The organism is Dyella sp. 01L423, assembly GCF_056399945.1.
Genome location: NZ_JBFTSI010000006.1, coordinates 133,125 through 159,727, shown reverse-complemented (window position 1 = coordinate 159,727; position 26,603 = coordinate 133,125). Strand labels below are relative to the sequence as shown.

The window sequence follows — 26,603 nt, the reverse complement described above, 5'->3', positions numbered from 1 at the left end:
TTTGCCACTCCATGAATACTTTGGTCACAGGCCAACAGACGGTTATGCCTCACCCCTGAGCTTCACCATCTGGACATTTCGACGATGCTACCGCCGAAGGCCCTACCGCCTTCCCGGTTACACAGACGAGGCATCCCCTGTGATGCCATGTCAAGCGACACCGACGCAACCATCGGTGTCAGCAGTATTTGGATACTAGCCGAGCGTCCAATGGCAGCGCAATGCGTAAACGGCAACGGACTCCCGACGGTTGACCTGCTCAGGACGCCAGGCGCCGACCGATCCAGTCAGCCAAGCCCTCCAAAATGCCAGGCAATTCGGCAGTATCGCTACCACCGCCCTGGGCCATGTCGGGACGACCGCCGCCCTTGCCGTCGATCTGACTGGCGACATGTGCAACCACGTCACCGGCCTTGACCCGACCCAGCGCCTTGCCGCCGACGCCGGCGACCAGGGAAACGCGGCCGTCAGCTGCGCCCGCCAGCAGCACCACGCAATCGTTCAGCTGCTGCTTGAGCTGGTCCATGCTGTCGCGCAATGCCTTGGCATCCAGGCCTTCCAGGCGTGCGGCGATGACCTTGATGCCGGCCACGTCCTTCGCCGTCGACGCGAGGTCCGCTGTCGCCGAGCCGGCGGCCTTGGCCCGCAACGACTCCAGTTCGCGCTCGAGTTTTTTCTGCTTGTCGAACAGCTGGCGCAGCTTCTCCACGGCATCATCACCATTGGACGACAACAGCTGAGCGAACTCGCCCAGGCGACGCTCCTCGTCGGCCACATAGGCCAGCGCGCCTGCGCCTGTAACAGCTTCGATACGGCGCACGCCGGAGGCCACGCCCGCCTCGCTGACGATCTTGAACAAGCCGATGTCGCCGGTGCGGCCGACGTGCGTACCGCCACAGAGCTCGGTGGAGAACTCGCCCATCTTGAGCACGCGCACTTCGTCGCCGTACTTCTCGCCGAACAGCGCCATCGCGCCAAATTCGATCGCGTCGTTGTAGCCCATCTGGTGCACTTCCGCGGCCGCATTGCGGCGCACTTCGGCATTCACCAGAGTTTCAATCTGGCGCAGTTCATCCGCACTCATCGGCTTGAAATGCGAGAAGTCGAAACGCAGGCGTTCAGGCGCCACCAGCGACCCCTTCTGCGTCACATGCTCGCCCAACACCTTGCGCAAAGCTGCATGCAGCAAATGCGTGGCCGAGTGATTGAGCACGATGGCCTGGCGGCGCGTGCCGTCGACATTGGCATCGACCACGTCGCCGACGCGCAGCGCCTGCCTGCCGTTCCAACGACCGGCATGACCGAAGAACACGCCGCCCATCTTGAGCGTATCGGCCACTGCGAACGAGCCCGCCGTATTCACCAGCACGCCGGTATCGCCCACCTGGCCACCGGATTCAGCGTAGAACGGCGTGCGGTCGAGCATGACGAGGGCTTCTTCGCCTTCGCCCAGCTGATCGTACTGTTTGCCGCCGCGTACGATGCCAACCACCTTGCTGCCCTGGCTCATCAGCGCGTCGTAGCCTAGGAAGGCGGTCGGCTGCAGCTGGCTGGCCAGCTCGGCCGGCATCTGGCCCTTGGCTTCGAACTTGCCGCCTTCGCGACTGCGTTCCTGCTGTTCCTTCATCGACTGCTCGAAGCCGTCCATGTCCACCGTGAGGCCGCGCTCGCGCGCGATGTCGGCGGTGAGGTCGACCGGGAAGCCGTAGGTGTCGTACAGGCGGAACGCATCGGCGCCAGGAATGCTGCCGTTCGACTTGGTGGCGACCGCATCGAACAGACGCATGCCGTTTTCCAGCGTTTCACCGAAGCGGCGTTCTTCGGTACGCAGCGCCTCTTCCACGAAGGCCTGCTTTTGCGCCAGTTCCGGATAGGCCTCGCCCATTTCCTCGACCAGCGGCTGCACCATCTTCCAGAAGAAATCGCCGCGCACGCCGAGCATCCAGCCGTGGCGCAGCGCGCGACGGATGATGCGGCGTAGCACGTAACCACGCCCCTCGTTGGACGGCAGCACGCCATCGACAATCAGGAACGAGCACGCGCGGATGTGATCGGCGATCACGCGCAGTGACTTGTTGGCCAGATCCTTCGTTGCGGTAAGTTCGGCAGCGACCTTGATCAGATGCTCGAACAGATCGATCTCGTAGTTGGAATGCACGTGCTGCAGCACGGCTGCCAGACGCTCCAGGCCCATGCCAGTGTCGACGCACGGCGCCGGCAGCGGCGACAGCGTGCCGTCGGGCGCGCGGTCGAACTGCATGAACACCAGGTTCCAGATTTCGATATAGCGGTCGCCGTCCTCGTCGGGCGAACCCGGCGGGCCACCGGCGATGTCTTCGCCGTGGTCGAAGAAGATTTCCGTGCACGGACCGCATGGGCCGGTGTCGGCCATCTGCCAGAAATTGTCCGACGCGTACGGCGCGCCCTTGTTGTCGCCGATGCGCACGATGCGCTCGGCCGGCACGCCCACTTCCTTGTTCCAGATGTCGAAGGCTTCGTCATCGGTGTGATAGACGGTGACCCACAGCTTGTCCTTGGGCAGCTTGAGGACGTCGGTCAGCAGCTCCCACGCATAGGCAATCGCATCGCGCTTGAAGTAGTCGCCGAACGACCAGTTGCCCAGCATTTCGAAGAAGGTGTGGTGGCGCGCGGTATAGCCGACCGAATCGAGGTCGTTGTGCTTGCCGCCCGCACGCAGGCAGCGCTGCACGTCGGCGGCGCGCACGTACGGCAGCTTCTCACTGCCCAGGAATACGTTCTTGAACTGCACCATGCCCGAGTTGGTGAACAGCAGCGTCGGATCGCTGGCCGGCACCAGCGAGCTGGACGGCACGATGGTGTGCCCTTTCGAACGGAAATAGTCGAGGAAGGTCGAGCGGATTTCGGCGGTTTTCATGCGGCTGGGGAGGACCTGGCGGATGGGTCACGCCGGGAAGCACCGCCGACACGACACTCTCCCGCCCCAGCAGTGGGGAGGTCAGGCGTCGTCGGCTGCGTCGTCCACGTCGGCGTGGGTAACACTCCGTACTGTGGCGGCGGGAAAGCCCCGGCGCAAGAGGAATTGCGCCCGACGTGCCTTTTCTGCGTGATCTGGCGCCGATTTGCCGCCAAAACGCCGCCGCAGCACGTTAAGGGCGTTGGCGTCCCAATCCACGCCCGCCTCGTCCAGCACCGTCCGGATGCGCGCATCCGACAGACCGTGGCTTTTCAGCTCGGCGCGCACGCGCATCGGGCCATAACCTTGCGCCGCCCGGCTGCGAACGAGCGAGTGGGCGAACCGTTCGTCGTCCTGGTAGTGCTGGTCACCGAGGCGGTCGATGGCTTCGCCAGCCTCGTCGCCTTCATAACCCTTCTGCCGCAGCTTGAGCTGCAGCTCACGCCGGGAATGCTCACGGCGGGCAAGCAACCCCAACGCCCGGTCGTAGGCTGAGGTTTTGGGTTTGTCACCGGGTTCTCGCGGCATGCCTGACCTATGGTCTTGCCTTCAGAAGGGGCGGCGTGCGCCACCCTTCCGCTGATCTGTAACGGCACCCGCCGGACCGGGCATGAGCGCGGCCCGCGGGTGCTGCTACTTAGATCAGGCTTCCTCGGTTTCCACCGCCGGCAGCGGCGAAGTACCGTTCGACACCAGCAAACGCTTGCGCAGTTCGGCATCGACTTCATTGGCGATGGCCGGGTTGTCGCGCAGGAACTGTCGCACGTTCTCCTTGCCCTGGCCGATGCGGTCGCCCTTGTAGCTGTACCAGGCGCCGGACTTGTCGATCAGGTTCTGCGCCACGCCCAGCTCGATGATTTCGCCTTCGCGCGAGGTGCCTTCGCCATAGAGGATTTCGAACTCGGCCTGGCGGAACGGCGGCGCCACCTTGTTCTTGACCACTTTGACGCGGGTTTCCGAACCGATCACCTCTTCGCCCTTCTTCACCGCGCCAATGCGGCGGATGTCCAGGCGCACCGAGGCGTAGAACTTCAGCGCATTACCGCCGGTGGTGGTTTCCGGGCTGCCGAACATCACGCCGATCTTCATGCGGATCTGGTTGATGAAGATCACCAGGCAGTTGGACTTCTTGATGTTGGCGGTGAGCTTGCGCAACGCCTGGCTCATCAGGCGGGCGTGCAGGCCGACGTGGGAGTCGCCCATTTCGCCTTCGATTTCAGCCTTGGGCGTGAGCGCGGCGACCGAGTCGACTACCACCACGTCCACCGCGCCGGAGCGCACCAGCATGTCGGCGATTTCCAGTGCCTGTTCGCCGGTGTCGGGCTGGGAGACCAGCAGGTCCTCCACATTGACGCCCAGCTTGGCGGCGTAGGTGGGATCGAGCGCGTGCTCGGCGTCCACGAACGCAGCGGTGCCGCCGTTCTTCTGGCAGTTGGCGATGACCTGCAAGGTCAGCGTGGTCTTGCCCGAGGACTCCGGACCGTAGATCTCGACGACGCGGCCACGCGGCAAACCACCGATGCCGAGCGCGATATCCAGGCCCAGCGAGCCGGTGGACACGGTGTCGATGGCGTCGTCGACGCGATCGCCCAGGCGCATGACGGCGCCCTTGCCAAATTGCTTCTCGATCTGGCCGAGGGCGGAAGTGAGCGCCTTGCGCTTGTTGTCATCCATCGTCTTGAATCCCGGAGTGGCAGTGAATGAGGACATGATGCCCGCGGTTTGTCTCACGGGCTGCGATCTGTAACTGGGGAGTATCCCATACCGGTCAAGCGGCCCAATGGCCTGCAGGCGACTCAGTCCGTCAGTGCCTTGATGACGCCCTTGAGCGCCGCGGCCACGGTCTGACGGCGTACCGCCTCGCGATCACCGGCGAACTGGAAGAGGCTGGCGTGGGCGTAACCGCCGCGCCGCTTCCAGCTGATCCAGACGGTGCCGACGGGCTTATCGGGCGTACCACCGGTTGGCCCGGCGATGCCGGTGACGGCCACGGCCATGCCGGCGCCGAAGCGGGCCAGCGCGCCCGAGACCATTTCCAGTGCGGTTTCCTCGCTGACCGCACCGGTGCGCTCCAACGTGCGCGGGTTGACGCCGAGCAAGGCCTCCTTCGCGCCGTAGCTATAGGTGACCACGCCGGCGTCGAACCAGGCAGAGCTGCCCGACAGGTCGGTGAGCGCCTTGGCGACCCAGCCACCGGTGCAGGATTCGGCGGTGACCAGCATCAGACGACGCTGCAGGGCCGCAGCGGCCACCTGTTCGGCCAGGGCATAAAGATCGGCATCAGTGGGGACAGACAAGCTCATGGGGATTCCGGGGGGGACGGACGGAAGTGGACTCTTCTACCGCGATGGGGGCACCGCGCCAAGAGTCCAAGGATCGACAGGCTGCCCCGCCCGCGTGGATGGGGGTGCTCAGCTGCCCCAGACCAACTCGGCGTAGCGCAGGAAATTCAGGCCCAGGATCTTCTCGATGCGCCCCGTCGAATAGCCCTTCTGGGTAAGCAGCTGCGCCAGTTTGTGGAACTGTTGCGGCCCGCGCAGATCGACCACGAACGGATACGTATCCGGCCGCTCGCCCGCCGCGCTGATGCCGGCCGCCTGACGCTGCGCAATCTCTTTGGCCAGCGTCGCCTGATAGGCATGCAGATCATCGATCTGGGTCACCGAGCCATCGGTGCCGATACCCACATGATCTTCGCCGCAGACGTTCACCGCGTGGTCGATATGGGCGACCACGTCCTCGGCATGCGCATGTCCAGTGGCGTTGACGAAGGGCATGAAATAGATGCCGATGAAGCCGCCCCGCTCCGCCACCAGCTTCAGCTCGGCGTCGGTCTTGTTGCGCGGCAGATCGGTCACCGCGCGGCAGCCGGTGTGATTGATCGAGATGGGCGCGGTGGACACGCGCGCCGCTTCAAGACAGGTCTGCTCGCCGCTGTGCGAAAGATCGACCATCACATGGCGCGCATTGAGCCGCGCCACCACCTCGCGACCTAACGGCGTCAACCCACGGTTTTCCTTGGCCATCGATCCATCGCCCAGCTGGTTGGCCGGGTTGTAGGTGAGCTGGAACACGCGCACGCCGAGGTCGGCGAAGATGTCGACGCGCGTGGCGTCCTTGCCCATCATCGCGCCGTTCTGGAAGCCATAGATCAGGCCGATCTTGTTGTCGGCCTTGGCGCGGCGAATATCGGCCGCGGTGAGGATCTTGGTCAGATCGCGCCCGTGCTCGCGCACCAGCGCATCGGTGGCGGCGATGTCGCGGACGCTCGCCTCGAACGGATCGTCGGGCCCGGAGACATAGCCCAGCGTGATGTTCACCGCGGTCAGGCCTGACGCATGCGCTTCGGCCAGCACTCGCGGCGAGAACTCAGGTACCAGTTTGTCCGATCCGCGGTTGGGATCGTCCAGGCCGCCCAGCGCGTTGATGATGATGCCGCTGTCGGCCACCGCCGCGCGCTGCGCGTCCGCGCCACGAGCGTCCCAAGGCAGCATGGCAGCGGCGGCAGCCCAGGTCGCGCCGGTCAGGAAGGTTCGCCGATCAATCGTCGTCATTGCCCATTTCCTCCTTGGTCACCGGTCGATAGTCGGCACGCGGATACACGTGGCCCCGTTTCACCGTCATGCGGATGCTGCGGAGGTTGCCGATGTCCTTCAGCGGGTCGGCGGACAGCACGGCAAAGTTCGCCAGTTTGCGGACCTCGATCGAACCCATGTCGTTGGCCTGCCCGGCCGCTTCGGCGCCGATCAGCGTAGCCGAGCGAATCGCCTGCAGCGGCGGCATGCCCACGTCGTGGGTGAGGAAAAAGATCTCGTCGTAAACAGACGGCCAAACGTCTTTGAAGCCCGGGTCGCTGTCGGTGCCTGTCGAGATCGGCACGCCCGCCTGCCACGCCTGGCGGAGCAGGCGGATCGTGGTCGGCCCCGTGCAACGCAGTGGCTTGCGATCGGGATGCAACTTGCGCTCGGCGTCGTAGCGCACGAACAGGCTGCCCGTGGCGTCGAGGATGGTGCCGTGCTTGAGCATGTCGCGGTAAAGGCCTGCCATCACCGGATCGTCGCCGTCCTTCGCCAGCAGGTTTTCGTGGAACGGCGTGTGATCCTCGTAAGCTTTGAGCATCACCGGTTCGAGCTGATACGCCTGGTAGCAGGCGTGGCTGACCACGTCGACGCCGGCGTCGATCACGTCCGCCGGTCGGGTGGGAAATACGGCGCTGTGCGCCCACACCATCATGTGCTGGCGATGCGCCTCGGCGGTGATCGCCTTGACCAGATCGGGCGGCAGATCGGCATAGACCTTGAGGGCCGTGGCCGAGGTGCCGCGCGCAAGCGTCACGGCCTCGCGCAGATCGGTCTTCTCGTCGATGGCCTGCATCCAGGGACTCGCGCCCGGCTTGACGCCGTAGCTGGCCGCGGCCACGCGCGGATCGGCGAAGAACTCCGGGCCGGCCATCACGGCGGCGTAGTAGATATCCGGCGAGGGAATCTCACCGGTGCGCGCCTCGCGGGCCAGCTCGCCAACCGAACGCAGATCGTCTGCCATGTCACGCACGGCGGTGACGCCGGCGTAGAGATTGCGCCGCAGGATGGCCTGCGCACGCTTCGCATCCGGTGGCGTGGCGATATGAACGTGGCTGTCGATCAGGCCGGGTATCACGTAGCGGCCGTGCAGGTCGACGGTCTTCACCGCGGCGCCCTTAGCCTCTGCCAGCGACCCGTGCGGCCCCACCGCCACGATGCGTTCGCCGCGCACCAGGATGTCCTGATCGGGACGTGGCGCCGCTCCGGTACCATCGATGACGGTGGCGCCGGCGTAGAGCGTCAGCGCGTCGGCAGGCGACGGCTTGGCCTGCTTGTCGGCGGCAAAAGCAGCGGAGGCAGACAACGCGACCAGCAGCGCTGTCACCCGTGAGGTCGCGGAACGTGGGCGTCTATGCATAGCGGACGATCCTACACAGCCGATTCCGCCCATCACAAGGATGTCTGCGGCAAAGACAAAGCCTGCAAGAAGCCCCGGCGTTCGCGGGATACATGCCGGGCCAATTCGGTTATCTTGGCGGGCATTTTTCAAATGGCGCGCAGCGCCTTCCCGCCACGGCCGGTTTCACCTTAAGGCCCGACAGAACAGCACGTTATGGTCGCCCAGGATTTCGAAAGCCACACCCCGTTCATGCGCCAGTACCTGGGCGCCAAGGCCGCGCACCCGGATGTGCTGCTGTTCTTTCGCATGGGCGATTTCTACGAGCTGTTCTATGACGACGCGCGCAAGGCCGCGCGGCTGTTGGACATCACGCTGACCCAGCGCGGCCAGTCCGGCGGCCAACCGATTCCCATGGCAGGTGTGCCCTATCACGCTGCCGAGAACTACCTGGCGCGTCTGGTGCGGCTGGGCGAGTCGGTGGCGATCTGCGAGCAGATCGGCGACCCGGCCACCTCCAAGGGGCCGGTGGAACGCAAGGTGGTGCGCATCGTCACGCCGGGTACGGTGACCGACGCCGCGCTGCTGGAAGAACGCCGCGACAACCTGCTGATGTCCATTGCCGCCGGCGCGCACGGCGCCTATGGCCTGGCCTGGGTGGATCTGGCCAGTGGCCGCTTCCTGCTCAGCGAAGTGCCCAGCGCCGAAGCACTCGCTTCCGAACTGGCACGCCTGCAACCGGCGGAAACGCTGGTAGGCGAGGACGTGGCATGGCCCAAACTGGTCAGCACCCTGCCCGGCCTGCGCAAGCGTCCGCCGTGGCACTTCGACCCCGATGCGGCCAAGCGTGAACTCAACCGCTTCTTCGGCACGCGCGATCTGGGCGGTTTCGGCGTCGATCGCCTGCCGCTGGCGATTGCCGCTGCGGGCTGCCTGCTGGGCTATGTGGAAGAAACGCAGAAGAGCGCGCTGCCGCATCTCTCCGGCATGTCGGTGGAAAGCGCCAGCGACACCATTGCGCTGGACGCCGCCACGCGCCGCAATCTGGAACTGGATACCCATCCCAGCGGGCGCACCGAACACACGCTGCTCGGTGTGCTCGACGAAACCGTTACGCCGATGGGCGCACGCCTGATGCGCCGCTGGCTCAATCGCCCGCTGCGTTCGCGCGAACTGTTGCGCGCACGCCATCAAGCCATCGGCAGCTTGATCGATCAACGCCAGCACGAGCCATTGCGCGAGAAGTTGCGCGGCATCGGCGATCTGGAACGCATCCTGGCGCGCGTGGCGCTGCGTTCGGCGCGTCCGCGTGATCTGTCCACGTTGCGTGATGGTCTCGCCGCTGCTCCGCTGTTGCGCGCATTGATCGCGCCGCTCGACAGCCCGCTGCTGCATGCGCTGGTCGAGCGCATCGGCGATCACGCCGACACGGCTGCACTGCTCGGCCGGGCCGTGGTGGAACAGCCCCCAGTCTTGCAACGCGACGGCGGCGTCATCGCCGATGGCTACGACGCCGAGCTGGACGAACTGCGTCGCCTCGCCACGCATGCCGATCAGTATCTGGTCGAGCTGGAAGAGCGCGAGAAGGCCGCCAGCGGCATCACCACGCTGAAGGTGGGCTACAACCGTGTGCACGGCTACTACATCGAGATCAGCAAGGGTCAGTCCGACAAGGCGCCTACGCATTACACGCGCCGGCAGACCACCAAGAACGCCGAACGCTATATCACCGAAGAACTGAAGAACTTCGAAGACAAGGTGCTCTCGGCCAAGGAACGCTCGCTGATGCGCGAGCGCGCGCTGTACGAAGCGCTGCTCGACACGCTGATCGCGGAACTGGAGCCGCTCAAGAGCGCCGCGACCGCGATGGCCGAGCTGGACGTCGTGGCTACGCTCGCCGAGCGCGCCATGGCTCTGGACTGGAGTGCGCCCGAACTCACCGATGAGCCCGGCATCGCGATCGAGCGCGGCCGTCATCCGGTGGTGGAAAAAGTACGCGAGGAACCGTTCGAGCCGAATGATCTGATGCTGGACGACAACCGTCGCATGCTGGTGATCACCGGTCCCAACATGGGCGGTAAGTCAACCTATATGCGCCAGAACGCGCTGATCGTGCTGCTGGCGCATATCGGCAGCTATGTGCCCGCCTCCCGCGCCGTGATCGGCCCGATCGATCGCGTGTTCACGCGCATCGGCGCGGGCGACGACCTGTCGCGCGGCCAGTCCACCTTCATGGTGGAAATGAGCGAAACCGCCAACATCCTGCACAACGCCACCGAGCACAGCCTGGTGCTGATGGATGAAGTCGGCCGCGGTACCAGCACCTACGACGGCCTCGCGCTCGCGCGCGCAGCGGCGGTGCATCTGGCGGCGAGCAGCCGCTCGTACACGCTGTTCGCCACGCACTACTTCGAGCTGACCGAGCTGGCCAACGAATACGCCACGATCGCCAACGTGCACCTGGACGCGGTGGAATACGGCGAGCAGCTGGTGTTCATGCACGCGGTGAAGGAAGGCCCGGCCAATCGCAGCTTCGGCCTGCAGGTGGCCGCGCTCGCTGGCCTGCCCAAGTCGGTGATCGCCGATGCGCGGCGCACGCTGGCTGAACTGGAGCGCGGCATGTATCAGCACGCCTCGGCGGTCGGCACCAAGACGCCCGCACAGGAATCGCCGCAAATGGGCTTGTTCGCCGCAGCACCGTCCGTAGTGGAACGTGCGCTGGAAGGCATCGATCCCGATGCCTTGACGCCGCGCGAGGCGCTGGAAGCGCTTTATCGGCTCAAGTCGCTGGGCTGAGCGGCACCGGACATCGGCTCGCCGGCGGGCGAGTCGATGTCACACAGCGCAAGCTAGTGCGGATACTCCGACTTGCGCGCATTGCCGATCGCTTCGAGCACCGGCGTTGGCAAATGATCGAGGTCGAGCACGACCTTGCCCGAATGCACGGCGCGCACAGCGCTGACCGGGATCTCGAAATCGCCGCCGTTCTCGATATAGACCAGCAGCGCATGGCCGCCCTCCAGCAGCCGGCGTACCGAGCCGATGCCATCCTCGCCGTCGGCCACGAAGACCATGTCGCCTTCCTGGATGTGCTCTGCCACGACACTCTCCGCTGGGATCAAGAGGCAGGCATCGTCAGACAGGCATGGTGGTGTGTGCGTGAAAGCCGCGATGCAACGTCATCGAATTCGGCAGCCGGCCACCTCCTGGCGGCAGCGCTTCCGTATGCGCGGCACCAGCCTCACCTCATAGGCCACGGCTATGGTCGACATCAAAACAATCGAATTCCCCAAATGATGCCAGCTACCTAGAGTCGGGTGCATGCCAGCCATTCCCCCACGTGCAAGGAGCCACGCATGACTGACCATCGCAAGACCCTCACGACCTCGTCCGGTGCATCCGTCCCCGATAACCAGAACGCCCTGACCGCCGGCCCCCGCGGCCCGCTGCTGGTGCAGGACCACCAGCTGTTCGAGAAGCACGCACACTTCAACCGCGAACGCATTCCCGAACGCGTCGTGCACGCCGTCGGCTCCGCGGCGCACGGCACGCTGACCATCACGCACGACATCACCAGTTACTCCCGCGCAAAAGTGTTCAAGCCAGGGACCAAGACACCGCTGTTTCTGCGTTTCTCCACCGTCGCTGGCGAACGCGGTGCCGCGGATGCCGAGCGCGACGTGCGCGGATTCGCCATCAAGTTCTACACCGAGGAAGGCAACTGGGATCTGGTCGGCAACAACACGCCGACATTCTTCGTGCGCGATCCGTACAAGTTTCCCGATTTCATCCATACGCAGAAACGCGACCCGAGGACCAACCTGCGCAGCGCCACCGCCATGTGGGATTTCTGGTCGCTGTCGCCCGAATCGCTGCACCAGGTCACCATCCTGATGAGCGATCGCGGCCTGCCCGCCACGCTGCGCCACATGCATGGCTTCGGCAGCCATACCTACAGTTTCTGGAACGACCTGGGCGAGCGCTTCTGGGTGAAGTTCCACTTCAAGACCCGGCAAGGCATCGAGAACTGGACCAACGACAAGGCAGCCGGCGTGATCGGGCAGGATCGCGAGTCGCACCAGCGCGACTTGTACGAAGCGATCGAGCGCAAGGACTACCCGAAGTGGACGATGTACGTGCAGGTGATGCCGGAAGCCGAGGCGCAGGACACGCCGTACAACCCGTTCGACCTCACCAAGGTGTGGCCGCACAAGGACTACCCGTTGATCGAAGTGGGCGTGCTCGAGCTCAATCGCAATCCGGACAACTACTTTGCCGAAGTGGAGCAATCGAGCTTCTCGCCGGCCAACGTGATCCCCGGGATCAGCCATAGCCCGGACAAGATGCTGCAATTTCGCATCTTCTCTTACGCGGATGCGGCACGTCACCGCCTGGGCACCAATCACGAGGCGCTGGAAATCAACCGCCCACGCTGCCCGGTACACAACTACTACCGCGACGGCCAGATGCGCTTTGACGGCAACGGTGGCGGCAGCGTGAATTACGAGCCGAACTCGTTCAACGGTCCGGTCGAGGACAAGTCAGTGCAGGAACCGCCGCTGACGATCTCCGGCGATGCGGACCGCTACAACCATCGCGATGGCAATGACGACTATACGCAGCCGGGCGACCTGTTCCGCCTGATGAGTGCCGATCAGCAGCAACAGCTGTTTCGCAATATCGCCGCGGCGATGCAAGGCGTGCCGGAAGCGATCATTCGCCGTCAGATCGCGCACTTCAGCAAGGCCGACCCGGCGTACGGCGAAGGCGTCGCCAAGGCGGTAGGCATCACGCTCTAACGATGCTGCAAAAAGCGAGGGCGGCGTCTCTTACGAGCGCCGCCCTTTGTTTTGATGGCGAAACGAGCGGTCAGGCCGCCAATTCGGGCACGGTCACCAGGACCGGTTCGTCCGTCGCGTTGGCCAGCAGAGCAGGAATGGTTTCCACCGGCACCGGTACCGGCAAGGACACCACCTTGGCCGCTTCGCGCGCGGACAGGCGTCCGAAGCCCACCAAGCGGTCGATGCTGCGCGCGACTTCCGCCTGCCCGAACGGCTTGCTGATGAAGTCGTCGGCACCAAAGCGCTGTACGTAGAACTGCTCGGTCGCCTGCTGGTTGCCGCTGATCATCACGATCGGCACGTGCTGCGTGGCCGGGTCGTGGCGCAGCGCGCGCAACACGGCAAAGCCGTTCATGCCCGGCAGCACGATATCCAGAAAGATCATGGCCGGCGGCTCGGCGCGCGCCATCTCCAACGCACTTTCGCCGTCGGCTGCACGCACTACATCGTAGCCGTCCACTTCCAGCATGCGGCCGAGCACGGCGCGGATCGTCGCCGAATCGTCCACCACCAGTATCCGTGCACCATGCGTGGTCTTACGCCACGTCTGCTCGACCTGCCCCGGCGTTGCGCTCGAAAGCAGTCGCTTCAGGAATCCCATGCCCGCCATTGTCGCCCTCCCACTGCTTATATCTAAGGGAAAACCACGCGCCCGCGCGGCTTTCCTTGGAGGACATGCTTACCCAGAACGGCGCTCCGTTCTGAGATGGGTGACTCACATGGAATCCTTAAGCCGTCGCAATTCTCGACGTGCCTGCTTATCCGGACGCCCTGGAGGAGCCATGGCGCCCAATAACTTACGCTGAGCCTTCGCCGCATCGCGTGCAGCGATGCTGGCCTCGCTTTCGCGATAAAGCGCCTGCGCGACCAGGGCGGGGCCGCGTTTTTCGGAAACCGCCAGCACCTCCACTTCCAGCCGCTCCTCGCCCCGGTTGATGCGGAACACGTCGCCTACATGGACGGCTTTGGCGGGTTTGCAGCTGCCATCGTTGAGGTCGATCCTGCCGCCCTCGATAGCCTGCTTGGCGAGGCTGCGGGTCTTGAAGAAGCGCGCCGCCCAGAGCCAAACATCGGCGCGTACGGGGACTGCAGGAGACGATTCGGGCCGTGACATCCCCCGATTATCGCGCACCGAGCTCCCTTGTAGGAGCGCACCTTGTGCGCGACAGCCTTTCGCGAGGAAATCCAGTACTGAGCTAAACCGAAGCGCTGCGGTCGCGCACAAGGTGCGCTCCTACAAACACCCACGCCCCTCCTGTGGGAGCGCACCCTGTGCGCGACAGACTTTCGCGAGGAAATCCAGCACTGAGCTAAACCGAAGCGCTGCGGTCGCGCACAGGGTGCGCTCCTACAAAGGGGTGCCCTGGTGGAACAGCATCTGCCACTGGCCATCGCGCAGGCGCCAGATCGAGCTGCGCAGCGAATCCGAAGCGGGACGCTCCGCTGTGGCAACGCGATGCCCGCGGTAAGTCACCAAGGCCACATCGTCGGCCAGCATGGTCAGCCGAAAATCGCTGACCTCACGCCGCGAAAACGATTCACCACGGAGTGCCTCCACGACGGCATCGCGCGTCCACACCGTGCCCGAGACGCCAAATTCGAAGAAGTCGTCGGCAATGAGCTGAAGCAGCATCGCCTCATCGGCACGCACGTCCTGCCGGTGCAGTTGCGTCTCCAGATCCAACAAGTGCGAGGCAAGATCCATGCTTGTTCCTCAGCTGCCCAGCAGCAGGTTGCACAGCGGTATGGTGATAAGCGACAACACGATGCCGGCGCCCAGCAAGGTGTTGGCGAGCGACGGCTCCAGCTTGTACTCATCGGCCAGAATCGCCGCGGAAATCATCGGCGCCATGCCCGCCTGCAACACGCCCACGGTCAGCGTGAGGCCTGCAACACCGGCCGTCATGCCCAGCATTAAGGCCGCAAGGGGCGCAAGCAGCAGTTTCCACCCCAGTCCCAGCAGCAACGGGGGCAACTGGCGTTCGCCCAGGTGGAATTTGATCTGCAAGCCCACGGAGAACAGCGCCAGCGGCGTCAGCGTGGCGCCGATGGGCATGAGCACCTCATCGATGATCGGAGGCCAGCCACCCAGCGCGCCGACGATCGCGGCGAGCACCAAGGCCAGGAAGGATGGGAAGGTGAGGATGCGCCGCGCAATCACGGCCGGTTGCGGCGATCGCCCCGCATACAGCGATGCCACCGCCACGCCAGCCGAGGCCAGCAAGGGGAAACATCCCAGCTGATCGGCCACCACGGCGAGCGCCAGGCCCTCCTTGCCGTGCAGGGCCTGCATCAGGGGGTAGCCCATGAACGAGGTATTGCCCAATCCGCAAACCAGCGTGAGAGCGCCGATGCGTTGGCGCGACCAGCCCAGCATTTTCCCGAGCGCGGCGAACAGCAGCCACGCCCCAAAAAAGGTCACCCACATGGAAGCCACGGGAAACCACAGCTCCGTGTCCACCTTCACCTTGGGCACCAGCGCCAGGACCAGCGCCGGCAGCGCGATATTGATCACCCACCAGTTGATGCCATGGACGAGGCCGGCCGGGGTCCTCGCGAAACGCGCGACCAGTACGCCGAGCAGGAGGCAAGTGAACAACAGGAGCAACGCGCCCATGGGCTTCCTGGAAAACGAAACGGCCGCAGTATAGCGGCCGTTTGTTGGGGGGCTTGGTGAAGCGTTCTACGTCTCCGCCAGCTCCAAGGGTTCGTCTTTCACGCGCAGGCCGAAATCCAGTGGCCTCGGTGGTGGCATGTCGCGAAGTGCATCCATGCATGCCGACCGAAGCGACCATCCGACGCGCTCGTTACTGGATGACCAGCCTTTCGGCTGTTGAAAAACGCCTCCGGCATGCGCCGGAATGACGAGATTTAGATCATCACCCCACGATCAAGCGATTCAAACGCTGCACAAACGCCGCCGGATCCGGCAACTGTGCCCCCGCCGAAATCTCCGCCTGATCAAGCAGCAGGTTGGCGAGATCGGCGGACTTGGCCGGATCGCTCTCGTTCTCCACGCGCTGGAGCAAGGGATGGTGCGGATTCACTTCCAGCGTCGGCTTGGCCAGCGGCACGTCGTGGCCGGCCTCGCGCAGCAGGCGGGCCAGGTGCGGCGCCATCTCGTAGTCGGACAAGGCCAGGCACGAGGGCGAATCGGTGAGGCGTGCCGACACGCGCACATCGCCGACGCGATCGCCGAGCAGTTCCTTCAGCTTGAGCACCAGCGGCTCGGCTGCCTTGCTCACCTCTTCCTGCTGTTTCTTGTCCGCCTCGTCCAGCGGCAGCTCGCCCTTGGCCACGTTGCGCAGCTTCTTGCCGCTGTATTCGGTGAGGCTGTTGAGCATCCATTCGTCGATGCGGTCGGACATCAGCAGCACTTCGATGCCCTTGGCCTTGAACGCCTCCAGCTGCGGGCTGCCGATCGCGGCCGTGTAGCTATCGGCCGTGATGTACCAGATGGTGTCCTGGGTGAGCGGCATGCGGCCGATATAGTCGTCGAGCGATACGGTCTGTGCGGCGCCATCACCCTTGGTGGAGGCAAAGCGCAGCAACTTGGCGATGCGTTCGCGATTGGCGGGATCTTCGGCAATGCCCTCCTTCAGGGTGTTGCCGAACGACTTGTAGAAGGTGGCGAACTTCTCCGGCTCATCGCGCGAAAGCTTCTCGAGCAGGTCGAGCACGCGCTTCACGCAGGCCGCGCGGATACGTTCCAGCTGGCGGTTGTGCTGGAGGATTTCGCGGCTGACGTTGAGCGGCAGATCGTCTGCATCCACCACGCCGCGCACGAAGCGCAGGTAGTTGGGCAGCAGCTCTTCGGCCGCATCCATGATGAAGACGCGCTTGATGTAGAGCTTGAGGCCCTTGCGCTCGTCGCGGCCGCCCATCATCAAATCGAACGGCGGCTGCTCGGGGATGTACAACAACGTGGTGAAGCTCTGGCTGCCCTCGACGCGGTTGTGCGTCCAGGCCAGCGCATCGTTGAAATCGTGGCCGAGCGACTTGTAGAAACTCTGGTAATCCTCGTCGGAAATCTCGTTGCGCGGCTTGGCCCACAGCGCCGAGGCATCGTTGACGGTCTCCCATTCGTCGCCCGGCTTGCCGTCCTCGTCCTTGGGACAACGGATCGGGAAAGCGACGTGGTCGGAATATTTGCGGATCAGTGAACGCAGTTCCCAGCCCTTGAGGAATTCGTCCTCGTCGGCCTTCAGGTGCAGGATCACCGAGGTGCCGCGCTCGGGCAGGTCAACCTGGGCCAGGCTGTATTCGCCCTTGCCGTCGCTTTCCCACTTCACGCCCTCGCTTGCCGGCAGGTCGGCGCGACGGCTCAGCACGGTGACGCGATCGGCCACCACGAACGAGGAGTAAAAGCCTACGCCGAACTGGCCGATCAGGCGGGCATCGGTTTTCTGCTCGGCGCTCATCGCTTCCAGGAAACGGCGCGTGCCCGAGCTGGCGATGGTGCCGATATTGGCCACCACTTCATCGCGGCTCATGCCGACGCCGTTGTCGCGCACGGTAACGGTGCGTGCCTGCGGATCCCAGCTCACATGGATCTGCAGCTCGCCGTCGCCACTGAGCAGGTCGGGGTTGGCGATCGATTCGAAGCGCAACTTGTCGCAGGCGTCGGAGGCGTTGGAGATCAATTCGCGCAGGAAGATCTCCTTGTGCGAATAGAGCGAATGCGTGACCAGGTGCAGGACCTGGGCCACTTCGGCTTCGAATTTGCGGGTTTCGGGCGCGGTAGTCGTCATGCGAAGAGACTCATGCAAAGGTCAGTCGAAGGAGTAACAAGCGAAGGGGCCGACGAATCGGCCCCTTATGATGCCCGCTCTGTGTGGGAAAGCGGGTGAATTCAGGCGTTGGCCGAAGGATTCTGCAAGGCGGCAATGCGCTCTTCCAGCGGCGGGTGGCTCATGAACAGCCGCTTGAAGCCCATCGCCAAAGGACCGGAGATGCCGAACGCGGCAATCGTCTGCGGCAGCGTGCTCTCGCCGTGCTGCACCTGCAGGCGCTGCAGGGCGGAAATCATCGCGCCACGGCCGGCAAACTTGGCGCCGGCGGCGTCGGCACGGAATTCGCGCCAGCGCGAGAAGGCCGCCACGATCATCGAGGCGAACAGGCCGAACACCAGCTGCAGCACCAGCACCGACACGAAGTAGCCGATGCCGCCGCCACCCTCGCGGTCGCGACCGCCGGACATCCAGCTGTCCACCAGGCGGCCGACTACCCGAGCCGCGACGATCACCAGGGTGTTCACCACACCCTGGATCAGGGTCAGCGTGACCATGTCGCCGTTGGCCACATGGCCAATTTCGTGACCGAGCACGGCTGACACCTGCTCGCGGTCCATCTGCTGCAGCAGGCCGGTGCTCACCGCCACCAGCGAGCTGTTCTTGGTCATGCCGGTGGCGAACGCGTTCATTTCCGGTGCGTCGTAGATCGCCACCTCGGGCATGCCGATGCCGGCCGCCTGGGCGTGACGGCGCACGGTGTCCAGCAGCCAGCGCTCGGCTTCGTTCTGCGGCTGCTCGATCACGCGGGCGCCGGTGGACATCTTCGCCATCCACTTGGACATGGCCAGCGAGATGAAAGCACCACCCATGCCGAAGACCGCGGCATAGAGCAGCAATCCACCCATGCCGCCGTAACCACGGGCGGCAGCCCACTGATCGATGCCGAACAAGCGGCAGACGATGCTCAGCAGGAAAAGGACGGCGATATTGGTAAGCAGGAACAATGCGATGCGACGCATGGCTGTCTCTCGGGCAGTCATGAAAGGGGATGCGACTTTCGCCGCTGTGAAAGGATCGTGGCGAATTCTTGCGGTTTCAAGGGCTGTCAGTCGGGAATCTTCGTATCAGCCGTCCAGCTTTCAACTGCGCGTCAGCTAAGGACCTCCGTACACCGGTGTTTCCTGCAGCCAATCGCCGGCCCGTAAAATGGCCCGATGAACTACCGCGGACGATTCGCCCCTTCTCCGACCGGCCACTTGCATTTCGGTTCCCTCGTGGCGGCCGTGGGCAGCTGGTTGTGCGCCCGCCACGCCGGTGGCGCCTGGTTGCTGCGGGTGGAAGACATCGACCCGCCGCGCGAGCTGCCCGGTTCCGCCGAAAGCATCCTGGCGGCCCTGCCCGCCTTCGGACTGGTGGCCGACGCGCCCGCCCTGTTCCAGTCCCAGCGCCAGGCGGCCTATGACGGGGCGTTCGAGCAGCTCCAGGCGGCCGATCTGGTGTTCCCCTGCTGGTGCAGCCGCAACGACCTCGCGGGTGGCCTGCACCTCGATGGCCACTGCCTCGCGCCGCCTTTGGAGGGCCGCACGCCGGCCTGGCGTTTGCGCGTGCCGGATATCGAGCTCGATTTTGTGGATGCCCTGCAGGGCCCTCAGAGCCAGAATCTGCGCCTGGCTGCCGGGGATTTCGTGATACGCCGCGTGGAGGGCTACTACGCCTACCAGCTCGCCTGCGTGGTCGATGACGCCCACCAGGGCATCACCCAGGTGGTCCGCGGCAACGATCTGCTGGATTCGACGCCACGGCAGATCTTCCTGCAGCGCTGCCTGAAGCTGCCGACGCCCGGATATCTGCATCTGCCGCTGGCGCTGGATGACGACGGCCGCAAGCTGTCCAAGTCCGAGCGTGCCCATCCGGTGGACCCCACCGACCCACTGCCCGCACTGCGCCGCGCGCTGGCTTTTCTCGATCTGCCGGTGGCGCCGGCAGCACGTGAGCCCTCGGCCCTGCTTGCACACGCCCTCGCCGAATTCACGCCAGATCGACTACCGCACTGCAGCGAACGCGCGGCAGCCTAAACGGCCGTCGACGTATTCGTCGTCCAACTGCCACACAGAAGCGCAAGTCGGCGTAACCTGCGTAGACGTTTTGCCATGTGCCTCGTGGTAGACATGGCAGCGTCCCGGTTGCACGATCGGGGTTGATTGGTCACTCGCATCTTTGGAGAACAGGCATGACGCAACGCACGGCATTGGTCACTGGCGGCACGGGCGGTATCGGCACGGCCATCATTCGCTACCTTGGACGTCAGGGACATCGGGTCGCCACCAACTATCGTGACCAGTCCAAAGCCGAAGCCATGAAGGAAATGATGGCGAAGGAAGGGATTGAGGTACTGCTGGTGCCGGGCGACGTGAAAGATCCCGATTCCTGCGAAGCCATGGTGCGCATCATCGAGAGCGCGATGGGTCCGGTGGAAATCCTGGTCAACAACGCCGGCATCACGCGCGACACCACCTTCCACAAGATGACCTATCCGCAGTGGATGGAAGTGGTGAACACCAACCTCAATGCCTGCTTCAACGTCACCCGCCCGGTGATCGAAAGCATGCGCCACAACAAGTGGGGCCGCATCGTGCAGATCAGCTCCATCAACGGCCAGAAGGGTCAGTACGGCCAGGCCAACTACGCTGCCGCCAAGGCCGGCATGCACGGCTTCACCATCTCGCTGGCGCAGGAAAATGCCAAGTTCGGCATCACCGTGAATACCGTATCGCCGGGCTACGTCGGCACCGACATGGTGATGGCCGTGCCCGAAGAAGTGCGCGAAAAGATCGTCGCCCAGATCCCCGTCGGCCGGCTCGGCAAGCCTGAGGAAATTGCGCACGCCGTGGCCTTCCTGACTGGCGAAGAAGCAGCATGGATCACAGGCGCGAACCTGTCGATCAATGGTGGGCATTACATGGGGTGGTGATCTGCCGCCTGTTCTCGCGGAGGCGGCCGTAATTCCCTTGAGCTAGCTCGACGGCAAAGCTCATTCGAAGCTCGCCAAGAGAAGCCTTCCCGCGAGCACCCGCCCCTCACCCCAGCCCTCTCCCCGCAGGGGAGAGGGAGAAGTGCGTGCACCGCGAAACCCGAAGCGAGCCCCAGCCTTAAGTCCTCAGCGATTCGGGCGCGTTGCGTAGCGCCTTGAAGTATCCGCTGTGTACCCTCGGAGGTTGTCCCAACACGACGCGCCTCGAGCGTTCGGGCTTATCCCAGCACGATGCTGCGGGCGTTTTAGGCCATTCTCTTTGGGTTACTTTCGACGCGAAGCTAGTCCCGTGGGATCTCTTGGGCCAGCAAGAGAAAAGTGACTCGGCTGCCGGCAGGCAGTCGAAACGCCCGCCGCGTAGGCGGCACGCTGGCCTCAACGTGACAATCGCAGCGCACCGCTGCTGGATGACCAGCTTCGCTGTTGAGAAGCGCTTCCGGCCTGCGCCGGGATGACGAGCTTGACGTCACGGACAGCGAGAAAAGCTCAGTTGCCCAACAACCTCTCCATCACCCTACCCACCGCCGCAAACGCAAACGCGCCGGTGACATGCGTAGCAGCACCCAACCCACCACCACACGCCAGATTCAAAGCCTCCGTGCCATCCGCCACCGGCGGCCGCGTCCCACACACCGTCCCATCCGGCTGCGGATACTGCACGTTTTGCAGCGAGTACACCGCCGACACGCCGAAATAGCGATCCGGATTCTTGGGAAAATTGAAATCCTGCCGGAGCTTCTTGCGGATCAGGCTGAACATCGCGTCATGCTCCGTACGCGACAGATCGCGCACGCGAATCTGCGTGGGATCGGTACGCCCGCCCGCCGAACCCACCGTCACCATCGGCAGCTTGCGGCGGCGACACCACGCAATGGCCTCCAGCTTCACGCGGAACGCGTCGCAGGCATCGAGCACGACGTCGTAGCCGCGATCGAGCAATTCATCGAGCGTGGACGTAGTGAGGAAGCGCTCGATCGCATCGATCTTGATCGCCGGATTGATCGCGCGCAGACGCTCCTCGATCACCTTCACTTTCGACTTGCCGAACTGGCCATCCAGCGCATGCAGCTGGCGATTGGTGTTGGAGACACAGATCTCGTCCGCGTCGATCAGCGTGAGATGACCCACGCCCGTGCGCGCCAAGGCCTCGGCGGCCCACGAGCCCACGCCGCCGATGCCGATCACGCAGACGTGACTTTGCATCAGCCGGTCGAGGCTGCCCACGCCATACAGGCGCTCGACGCCCGCGAAACGCTCACGCGGAAACGCCACGCCCGCCTCGTCGGCAGGCAAGGTGATGGGGTCTGCCACCGGAGCGGCGATTTCGGTCTGCATCGTTGAAGCCATAACAACACCTTGAAGTGACGCATTTTATCGGGAACTGTCCGCCGCTGCAGGGCTGCCGTTATGCTGGCGGCTTCACTCTGCGCCCACAGGGATCCACCCCATGCGTTCCGCCCTACTGCTCGTGCTCGGCCTGGTCATTGGCATCGTCGGCACCGTATTCGCCATGAACGCGCTGCACGAGCGCGAGCCGTTCTCGCATACGGTGATGACCCTGATGTCCCACCATGCCGGTGCGCTCAGCGCGGCAGTGAAAGCCCAGAAGTGCGACGCCGCGCAGGCGCAGCGGCATCTTTCGCGCCTGCTGGAGACCCAGGCCGACCTAGATGAGGCCTTCCCGGGCGTCGATCAACCGTTCAAGGACGAAGAAGCCAAGCTGCGCGAGAAGACGCAGGCGGCGCTGCAGGCGGCGCCGGGGGATTGCGCGGCGTTGGCGAAGGCGATCAAGCCGATTGGGGAAACCTGCCAGTCGTGTCATCAGCAGTATCGCTAGACCGCGACTGGTCCTGTGGGAGCGCACCCTGTGCGCGACTGAGCCGGATGGATGGCATGCGTTCCAGTCGCGCACAGGGTGCGCTCCCACAACAACGCGATTCAGTCCGATCAGATCTTCACCTTGCCCCGCAGGATCTGCCAATACATCACCCAATCGCCGAGCAGGCTGTATAGCGGGTGGGTGAATGTGGCCGGCCGGTTCTTCTCAAACACGTAGTGACCGATCCATGCAAAGCCATAACCAGCCACCGGGGCCAGCAGCAACCACCATGCGTTGCCGCTGACGATGGCCAGCACGAGCACCGCCAGCACCAGCGTGCTGCCGGCGAAATGCATGCGCCGGCAACGCACGTTGCTGTGCTCGTTGAGATAGAACGGATAGAACTCGCGGAAGCTGGAATAGCCGGCCATGCGCATCGCCCTGGATGGTTCACGCTCAGCGTAAACCGCCCTGCCGGCCATTGCATGCGCGCATGCAGCATGCGCTGCCTCACGCCGGCAGCGGGATGTATTCCTCTTCGTCGCCCACTACCTTGCCCATGCGCTGTGCGGCCCAGTCGGCCTTGGCCTGCTCGATGCGCTCGCGCGTGCTGGCCACGAAGTTCCACCACAGGTGGCGCTCGCCATCCAGGGGCGCGCCGCCAAACAGCATCACGCGGCTCTTGGTGCGCGCACGCAACGGCGGCGAATCCGGGCCGGTCTGCACGGCGGCGTGCATGGCCACCACGCTGACGCCGTCCCATTCCACTTCACCGTCGACCACGCAGACGCCGCGTTCCACGTGCTGCTCCGGCCAGGGTAGTTCGGCGCCCTCTTCCAGCGTCGCCTCGATGAAGAACATCGGCGCGAACACTTTGACGGGCGACTCTTTGCCGTAACCGGTGCCCGCGATCAGCACCAAGTCAACGCCCGGCAGCGATACGCGGGGCAGCTCATCCGCGCCATGGTGATGGAACTCCGGCTCGACCTCGGCGTCCTTCTGCGGCAGCGCCACCCAGACCTGGATGCCATGCGTGCGAAAGCCGCCGCCGCGCGCTTCCGGCGGGGTGCGCTCGGAATGCACGATGCCGCGGCCGGCAGTCATCCAGTTCACTTCGCCTTGGCGGATATCCGCAATGCTGCCGAGGCTGTCGCGATGGCGGATCACGCCATCGAACAGCCACGTCACCGTGGCCAGGCCGATATGCGGATGCGGCCGCACGTCCATGCCCTTGTCGTCGAGAAAGGTCACCGGGCCCATGTAGTCGAAGAACACGAACGGGCCCACGTGGCGCGCCTGCAAGACCGGCACCAGGCGACGGACGTTGAAGCCGTCGCCCAGGTCGTGCACGCGTCCCTCGATCAAGATCGGTTGCTGTTCCATCGAGTCTCCTTACCAGGCGCGCTGGTATTGTTCCGGCGCGCTGATCGTCACGCCCAGTTCCTGTGCGGCGCGACGCGGGAAATACGGATCGCGCAGGCTTTCTCGCGCAATCAACACCACGTCGGCCGATCCTTCGTCGATGATGCGCGCCGCGTGTGTGGATTCGGTGATGAGGCCCACGGCGCCCGTCGCGATGCCCGCATCGTGACGCACGCGCGCCGCAAACGGAACCTGGTAGCCGGGCGACAGCGGAATCTTCACGTGCGGAATCAGGCCGCCGCTGGAAACATCGACAAGGTCGACGCCCATCGACTTTACGTCGCGGGCAAGTTGCACGGTCTGCTCGACATCCCAGCCGCCATCGCTCCAGTCGGTGGCGGAAACGCGCAGCCACAGCGGCAGATGCTCGGGCCACACTTCGCGCACCGCCGTGATCACCTCGCGCACGAGGCGCGTGCGATTTTCGAAGCTGCCGCCGTATTCGTCGGTGCGGTGGTTGCTCAGCGGCGAAAGAAATTGATGTAGCAAGTAGCCGTGCGCACCGTGCAGCTCGATCAGCTGGAAGCCGGCGGCGAGCGCACGCTCCGCAGCGGCGCGGAAGTCGGCAATCACCTTGGCAATACCAGCACGATCGAGCGCGTGCGGCACATGCCAATGTTGGTCAAACGGTATGGCCGATGGGGCCACGGTTTGCCAGGCGCCCGCATCGGCAGCCAGCGGACCGCCACCTTCCCACGGACGCATCGAACTGGCCTTGCGTCCCGCATGAGCCAACTGCACGCCGGCGACGGCGCCTTGCGCCTTGATGAAGGCGATGATCGGCTGCCACGCGCGCTGCTGAGTTTCGTTCCAAATTCCCACGTCGCCGGCGGAAATACGGCCTTCGGGTGAAATCGCCGTGGCTTCGGTGATCAGCAAACCGGCGCCGCCTACCGCGCGGCTGCCCAGATGGACGAAGTGCCAGTCGTTGGGCAGGCCGTCGGTGGCGGAGTATTCGCACATCGGCGCAATGACAAGACGGTTGCGCAGTGACACGCTGCGTTGGGTGAACGGGGTGAACAGTTTCATCGGCCGGCTCTGGGAGAGGGATCTGCCACACATGCCGGCGCTCAACGCCCGGTTCAAGTACCCGCCACCTGCAGCCACCGTGCAATGCGCTCCGCGACGGCATCGGGCGTCTTCATCCAGCCGAAGTGATCGGCCTTGTCGTTGCCCAGTTCGCCAGCCGTGATTACTTGCTGTGTGTTTGGGCTTCGCTGCATTTTCCCCAGCAACCATGACAGCGAAGCCGGCGGCACGAGCCAGTCGTCGTGCATGCGCAGTCCAAGGATCGGCAGCTCGAGCCTGCCTAGCAGCGCTTCAAAATCGACAGGCATGCCCGCAGCGGTATAGCGGCCGGTACGGCCGGTGCGCGCCCAGTCGTCGATCAGCTGCCGCGCCTCGTTGCCGCCGAAGCCGATCCGCCGTCCCGGCAGATGGCCGACCAGACGGGCCAACCACGGCGCCAACGCATAGGCCACCCATAGCAGAGGCGCCAGGGGAAACTGGCGCCAATACGGTGCCCCGCTGGCCACCACCAGCAGGCCAGCCACCTGCTGCGGATGCAGGCTGGCGTAGAGGGCGGCCATCTGCCCGCCCAGGCTGTGGCCGCCCAGGGTCAGGCGCGCCATGGGCAGCGAGGCGCGCAGGACGTCTATGCCGGCCGGCAGGTCATCTTCCAGCAATTGGCGATAACCCCAGTCTTCGTGCCGATCGGCCCGCTTGTTGCTGGAACCGATGCCGCGCCACTCGTGGATAGCCACCGCCATGCCTTGTTCCGCCAGCGCCTGCGCCAGCGGCAGGTAATGCTTGGCCGCCACACCCAAGGCCGGCAGCCAATAGATCACCTGCGTCGCCTGGGTCGCGGGGCGCTGCAATAGCAGTTCCGCTCGCGCACCGTCGGCCGAGATCACGGGTAATACGTCATGGGCGGGCAGCGCGGCGGAAACGAAAGAAGTAACGGACATTCTCGGCACACGTCGCTAAGGAAGCGATGGAGGCTACGCCAATTCGCGCGCGACTAAAAAGTCGCAGTAAAGAAAAGGCCGGCGAGTGCCGGCCTTTTCTTCATGCAGTAATGCTTTGATGAACTCAGGCGGGCGCCACTTCATCGGCTTGCAGACCCTTCTGCCCCTGCACCACCTTGAAGCTCACCTTTTGCCCCTCTTTCAGGCTACGGAAACCTGAACCGCTAATCGCCCGAAAATGCACGAAGACATCCGGGCCGCTTTCACGGCTGATGAAACCAAAGCCCTTTGCGTCGTTGAACCATTTCACAGTGCCAACTTCACGATCCGACATGACTCACTCCGATCAACTCGATGCTGAGACAAGTCAGCCTCCCCTTTGGCCGACGGCTTACTGCGCATGCAGGGATCGGGGTGTAGCGATGTGGACTCATCAAGAGTCGCGCATCGGGCACGCACGTGACCGAGCAACCACAGTGAATCCAGCATAACGGATTTCTTTAATGCAAGTGAATGGCCTTAATCAATGTTTTGATTTTCACATTTCAATGACATTTGCGAATAAAACAAAAAAGCCAGGCATTGCTGCCTGGCTTTTTCTCGGCGTTTGAAACCGCCGTACCGCGGTATTACTTAATTACTGCGGGATCACTTCGTCGGCCTGCAGGCCCTTCTGACCCTGCACGACCTTGAAGGAGACCTTCTGGCCTTCCTGCAGGCTCTTGAAGCCATTGCCCTGGATCGCGCGGAAATGCACGAAGACGTCCGGGCCGTTGTCACGGCTGATGAAGCCGAAGCCCTTGGCGTCGTTGAACCACTTGACGGTACCGATCTGACGATCAGACATGTAAATCACTCCGTAGGATTTGAACAGACTCAGCCCGCACGACATGTGCAGGCCGGCTTACTGGTGTGCAAGGAAACCCTAGGGGTGAGGC

25 protein-coding genes are annotated in these 26,603 nt (G+C 64.2%); 5 read left to right on the top strand and 20 right to left on the bottom strand.

Translation table 11 applies throughout. From position 1 onward, the window contains the following. Nucleotides 1-259 precede the first annotated feature (259 nt). The 6 genes from alaS to AC1DMY_RS17000 all read right to left on the bottom strand — a co-directional run bounded on the left by alaS (nucleotide 260) and on the right by AC1DMY_RS17000 (nucleotide 7,873). The gene (alaS, locus tag AC1DMY_RS17025; protein WP_477166060.1) at nucleotides 260-2,896 is read right to left on the bottom strand and encodes an alanine--tRNA ligase; all 2,637 of its coding nucleotides are present in this window, start codon (nucleotides 2,894-2,896) and stop codon (nucleotides 260-262) included. Between the two features lie 81 nt (nucleotides 2,897-2,977). Further along, nucleotides 2,978-3,463, bottom strand: coding sequence for a regulatory protein RecX (locus AC1DMY_RS17020; RefSeq protein ID WP_477166059.1), 486 nt, complete (start codon nucleotides 3,461-3,463; stop codon nucleotides 2,978-2,980). Nucleotides 3,464-3,577: 114 nt separating this feature from the next. Continuing rightward, nucleotides 3,578-4,609: a recombinase RecA gene (recA, locus tag AC1DMY_RS17015; RefSeq protein ID WP_441605144.1), complete on the bottom strand. Its 1,032-nt coding sequence runs from the start codon at nucleotides 4,607-4,609 to the stop codon at nucleotides 3,578-3,580. A 122-nt stretch (nucleotides 4,610-4,731) separates the two neighbouring features. After that, complete coding sequence (locus tag AC1DMY_RS17010) at nucleotides 4,732-5,238, bottom strand: CinA family protein (RefSeq protein ID WP_477166058.1); 507 nt, start codon at nucleotides 5,236-5,238, stop codon at nucleotides 4,732-4,734. Nucleotides 5,239-5,346: 108 nt separating this feature from the next. After that, nucleotides 5,347-6,489: a dipeptidase gene (locus AC1DMY_RS17005; RefSeq protein WP_477166057.1), complete on the bottom strand. Its 1,143-nt coding sequence runs from the start codon at nucleotides 6,487-6,489 to the stop codon at nucleotides 5,347-5,349. Beyond that, on the bottom strand, nucleotides 6,476-7,873 hold the full coding sequence (locus AC1DMY_RS17000) for an amidohydrolase family protein (RefSeq protein ID WP_477166056.1): 1,398 nt from the start codon (nucleotides 7,871-7,873) through the stop codon (nucleotides 6,476-6,478). Before AC1DMY_RS17000 ends, AC1DMY_RS17005 begins: the two co-directional genes overlap by 14 nt. Before the next feature lie 195 nt (nucleotides 7,874-8,068). On the opposite strand from AC1DMY_RS17000, the gene mutS reads away from it, so the two are divergent. Further along, entirely contained in the window at nucleotides 8,069-10,648 is a 2,580-nt protein-coding gene (gene mutS, locus AC1DMY_RS16995; RefSeq protein ID WP_477166055.1) for a DNA mismatch repair protein MutS, read from the top strand. A 53-nt stretch (nucleotides 10,649-10,701) separates the two neighbouring features. Here mutS and AC1DMY_RS16990 read toward each other — a convergent pair whose 3' ends face one another. After that, entirely contained in the window at nucleotides 10,702-10,953 is a 252-nt protein-coding gene (locus tag AC1DMY_RS16990; RefSeq protein WP_477166054.1) for a hypothetical protein, read from the bottom strand. 255 nt (nucleotides 10,954-11,208) lie between these two features. On the opposite strand from AC1DMY_RS16990, the gene AC1DMY_RS16985 reads away from it, so the two are divergent. After that, entirely contained in the window at nucleotides 11,209-12,651 is a 1,443-nt protein-coding gene (locus AC1DMY_RS16985; protein WP_477166053.1) for a catalase, read from the top strand. Nucleotides 12,652-12,721: 70 nt separating this feature from the next. On the opposite strand, the gene AC1DMY_RS16980 is transcribed toward AC1DMY_RS16985, so the two are convergent. The 6 genes from AC1DMY_RS16980 to htpX all read right to left on the bottom strand — a co-directional run bounded on the left by AC1DMY_RS16980 (nucleotide 12,722) and on the right by htpX (nucleotide 18,445). After that, a complete protein-coding gene (locus AC1DMY_RS16980) occupies nucleotides 12,722-13,303 on the bottom strand; it encodes a response regulator (protein ID WP_477166052.1) in 582 nt (193 codons plus the stop codon). A gap of 105 nt (nucleotides 13,304-13,408) precedes the next feature. After that, nucleotides 13,409-13,807 (bottom strand): RNA-binding S4 domain-containing protein, encoded by a 399-nt coding sequence (locus AC1DMY_RS16975; RefSeq protein WP_477166051.1) that lies wholly within the window; start codon nucleotides 13,805-13,807, stop codon nucleotides 13,409-13,411. Between the two features lie 234 nt (nucleotides 13,808-14,041). Beyond that, nucleotides 14,042-14,398, bottom strand: coding sequence for a nuclear transport factor 2 family protein (locus AC1DMY_RS16970; RefSeq protein ID WP_477166050.1), 357 nt, complete (start codon nucleotides 14,396-14,398; stop codon nucleotides 14,042-14,044). A 9-nt stretch (nucleotides 14,399-14,407) separates the two neighbouring features. Beyond that, nucleotides 14,408-15,310 (bottom strand): AEC family transporter, encoded by a 903-nt coding sequence (locus AC1DMY_RS16965; protein WP_477166049.1) that lies wholly within the window; start codon nucleotides 15,308-15,310, stop codon nucleotides 14,408-14,410. 262 nt (nucleotides 15,311-15,572) lie between these two features. Then, the gene (gene htpG, locus AC1DMY_RS16960) at nucleotides 15,573-17,444 is read right to left on the bottom strand and encodes a molecular chaperone HtpG (RefSeq protein ID WP_477166048.1); all 1,872 of its coding nucleotides are present in this window, start codon (nucleotides 17,442-17,444) and stop codon (nucleotides 15,573-15,575) included. A gap of 101 nt (nucleotides 17,445-17,545) precedes the next feature. After that, the gene (gene htpX, locus AC1DMY_RS16955; RefSeq protein ID WP_441605133.1) at nucleotides 17,546-18,445 is read right to left on the bottom strand and encodes a protease HtpX; all 900 of its coding nucleotides are present in this window, start codon (nucleotides 18,443-18,445) and stop codon (nucleotides 17,546-17,548) included. A gap of 195 nt (nucleotides 18,446-18,640) precedes the next feature. Between htpX and gluQRS the strand changes: the two genes are divergently transcribed. Both gluQRS and phbB read left to right on the top strand, forming a co-directional pair. Then, nucleotides 18,641-19,501 carry a tRNA glutamyl-Q(34) synthetase GluQRS gene (gene gluQRS, locus AC1DMY_RS16950; protein WP_477166047.1) on the top strand — a complete coding sequence of 287 codons (861 nt, stop codon included), beginning with the start codon at nucleotides 18,641-18,643 and terminating at the stop codon, nucleotides 19,499-19,501. A gap of 155 nt (nucleotides 19,502-19,656) precedes the next feature. Beyond that, complete coding sequence (phbB, locus tag AC1DMY_RS16945) at nucleotides 19,657-20,397, top strand: acetoacetyl-CoA reductase (RefSeq protein WP_441605131.1); 741 nt, start codon at nucleotides 19,657-19,659, stop codon at nucleotides 20,395-20,397. A 546-nt stretch (nucleotides 20,398-20,943) separates the two neighbouring features. Here phbB and AC1DMY_RS16940 read toward each other — a convergent pair. Beyond that, nucleotides 20,944-21,792 (bottom strand): tRNA threonylcarbamoyladenosine dehydratase, encoded by an 849-nt coding sequence (locus tag AC1DMY_RS16940; protein ID WP_477166130.1) that lies wholly within the window; start codon nucleotides 21,790-21,792, stop codon nucleotides 20,944-20,946. A gap of 112 nt (nucleotides 21,793-21,904) precedes the next feature. Between AC1DMY_RS16940 and AC1DMY_RS16935 the strand changes: the two genes are divergently transcribed. After that, the gene (locus AC1DMY_RS16935) at nucleotides 21,905-22,294 is read left to right on the top strand and encodes a cytochrome c (protein ID WP_477166046.1); all 390 of its coding nucleotides are present in this window, start codon (nucleotides 21,905-21,907) and stop codon (nucleotides 22,292-22,294) included. 110 nt (nucleotides 22,295-22,404) lie between these two features. On the opposite strand, the gene AC1DMY_RS16930 is transcribed toward AC1DMY_RS16935, so the two are convergent. The 6 genes from AC1DMY_RS16930 to AC1DMY_RS16905 all read right to left on the bottom strand — a co-directional run bounded on the left by AC1DMY_RS16930 (nucleotide 22,405) and on the right by AC1DMY_RS16905 (nucleotide 26,512). Further along, nucleotides 22,405-22,707, bottom strand: a complete 303-nt coding sequence (locus AC1DMY_RS16930) for an Mpo1-like protein (RefSeq protein ID WP_477166045.1) — start codon at nucleotides 22,705-22,707, stop codon at nucleotides 22,405-22,407. A 79-nt stretch (nucleotides 22,708-22,786) separates the two neighbouring features. Next, nucleotides 22,787-23,659: a pirin family protein gene (locus AC1DMY_RS16925; protein WP_477166044.1), complete on the bottom strand. Its 873-nt coding sequence runs from the start codon at nucleotides 23,657-23,659 to the stop codon at nucleotides 22,787-22,789. A gap of 9 nt (nucleotides 23,660-23,668) precedes the next feature. Then, nucleotides 23,669-24,727, bottom strand: a complete 1,059-nt coding sequence (locus AC1DMY_RS16920; protein ID WP_477166043.1) for an NADH:flavin oxidoreductase/NADH oxidase — start codon at nucleotides 24,725-24,727, stop codon at nucleotides 23,669-23,671. A 53-nt stretch (nucleotides 24,728-24,780) separates the two neighbouring features. Beyond that, nucleotides 24,781-25,665: an alpha/beta hydrolase family protein gene (locus tag AC1DMY_RS16915; protein WP_477166042.1), complete on the bottom strand. Its 885-nt coding sequence runs from the start codon at nucleotides 25,663-25,665 to the stop codon at nucleotides 24,781-24,783. Nucleotides 25,666-25,789: 124 nt separating this feature from the next. Beyond that, a complete protein-coding gene (locus AC1DMY_RS16910) occupies nucleotides 25,790-25,999 on the bottom strand; it encodes a cold-shock protein (RefSeq protein ID WP_019465668.1) in 210 nt (69 codons plus the stop codon). Nucleotides 26,000-26,302: 303 nt separating this feature from the next. After that, a complete protein-coding gene (locus AC1DMY_RS16905; protein WP_038616297.1) occupies nucleotides 26,303-26,512 on the bottom strand; it encodes a cold-shock protein in 210 nt (69 codons plus the stop codon). Between the last annotated feature and the right edge of the window lie 91 nt (nucleotides 26,513-26,603).

What these genes read in the sequence shown, in the direction of transcription:
- AC1DMY_RS17010 (WP_477166058.1), bottom strand. Translation starts at nt 5,238, where the DNA reads ATGAGCTTGTCTGTCCCCACTGATGCCGATCTTTATGCCCTGGCCGAA.
- recA (WP_441605144.1), bottom strand. Translation starts at nt 4,609, where the DNA reads ATGGATGACAACAAGCGCAAGGCGCTCACTTCCGCCCTCGGCCAGATC.
- AC1DMY_RS16915 (WP_477166042.1), bottom strand. Translation starts at nt 25,665, where the DNA reads ATGTCCGTTACTTCTTTCGTTTCCGCCGCGCTGCCCGCCCATGACGTA.
- AC1DMY_RS16940 (WP_477166130.1), bottom strand. Translation starts at nt 21,792, where the DNA reads ATGCAGACCGAAATCGCCGCTCCGGTGGCAGACCCCATCACCTTGCCT.
- AC1DMY_RS16965 (WP_477166049.1), bottom strand. Translation starts at nt 15,310, where the DNA reads ATGGGCGCGTTGCTCCTGTTGTTCACTTGCCTCCTGCTCGGCGTACTG.
- AC1DMY_RS17005 (WP_477166057.1), bottom strand. Translation starts at nt 6,489, where the DNA reads ATGACGACGATTGATCGGCGAACCTTCCTGACCGGCGCGACCTGGGCT.
- AC1DMY_RS17020 (WP_477166059.1), bottom strand. Translation starts at nt 3,463, where the DNA reads ATGCCGCGAGAACCCGGTGACAAACCCAAAACCTCAGCCTACGACCGG.
- AC1DMY_RS16920 (WP_477166043.1), bottom strand. Translation starts at nt 24,727, where the DNA reads ATGAAACTGTTCACCCCGTTCACCCAACGCAGCGTGTCACTGCGCAAC.
- alaS (WP_477166060.1), bottom strand. Translation starts at nt 2,896, where the DNA reads ATGAAAACCGCCGAAATCCGCTCGACCTTCCTCGACTATTTCCGTTCG.
- htpG (WP_477166048.1), bottom strand. Translation starts at nt 17,444, where the DNA reads ATGACGACTACCGCGCCCGAAACCCGCAAATTCGAAGCCGAAGTGGCC.
- htpX (WP_441605133.1), bottom strand. Translation starts at nt 18,445, where the DNA reads ATGCGTCGCATCGCATTGTTCCTGCTTACCAATATCGCCGTCCTTTTC.
- mutS (WP_477166055.1), top strand. Translation starts at nt 8,069, where the DNA reads ATGGTCGCCCAGGATTTCGAAAGCCACACCCCGTTCATGCGCCAGTAC.
- AC1DMY_RS16930 (WP_477166045.1), bottom strand. Translation starts at nt 22,707, where the DNA reads ATGGCCGGCTATTCCAGCTTCCGCGAGTTCTATCCGTTCTATCTCAAC.
- AC1DMY_RS16905 (WP_038616297.1), bottom strand. Translation starts at nt 26,512, where the DNA reads ATGTCTGATCGTCAGATCGGTACCGTCAAGTGGTTCAACGACGCCAAG.
- AC1DMY_RS16910 (WP_019465668.1), bottom strand. Translation starts at nt 25,999, where the DNA reads ATGTCGGATCGTGAAGTTGGCACTGTGAAATGGTTCAACGACGCAAAG.
- AC1DMY_RS17000 (WP_477166056.1), bottom strand. Translation starts at nt 7,873, where the DNA reads ATGCATAGACGCCCACGTTCCGCGACCTCACGGGTGACAGCGCTGCTG.
- AC1DMY_RS16980 (WP_477166052.1), bottom strand. Translation starts at nt 13,303, where the DNA reads ATGGCGGGCATGGGATTCCTGAAGCGACTGCTTTCGAGCGCAACGCCG.
- phbB (WP_441605131.1), top strand. Translation starts at nt 19,657, where the DNA reads ATGACGCAACGCACGGCATTGGTCACTGGCGGCACGGGCGGTATCGGC.
- AC1DMY_RS16985 (WP_477166053.1), top strand. Translation starts at nt 11,209, where the DNA reads ATGACTGACCATCGCAAGACCCTCACGACCTCGTCCGGTGCATCCGTC.
- AC1DMY_RS16935 (WP_477166046.1), top strand. Translation starts at nt 21,905, where the DNA reads ATGCGTTCCGCCCTACTGCTCGTGCTCGGCCTGGTCATTGGCATCGTC.
- AC1DMY_RS16925 (WP_477166044.1), bottom strand. Translation starts at nt 23,659, where the DNA reads ATGGAACAGCAACCGATCTTGATCGAGGGACGCGTGCACGACCTGGGC.
- gluQRS (WP_477166047.1), top strand. Translation starts at nt 18,641, where the DNA reads ATGAACTACCGCGGACGATTCGCCCCTTCTCCGACCGGCCACTTGCAT.
- AC1DMY_RS16970 (WP_477166050.1), bottom strand. Translation starts at nt 14,398, where the DNA reads ATGGATCTTGCCTCGCACTTGTTGGATCTGGAGACGCAACTGCACCGG.
- AC1DMY_RS16975 (WP_477166051.1), bottom strand. Translation starts at nt 13,807, where the DNA reads ATGTCACGGCCCGAATCGTCTCCTGCAGTCCCCGTACGCGCCGATGTT.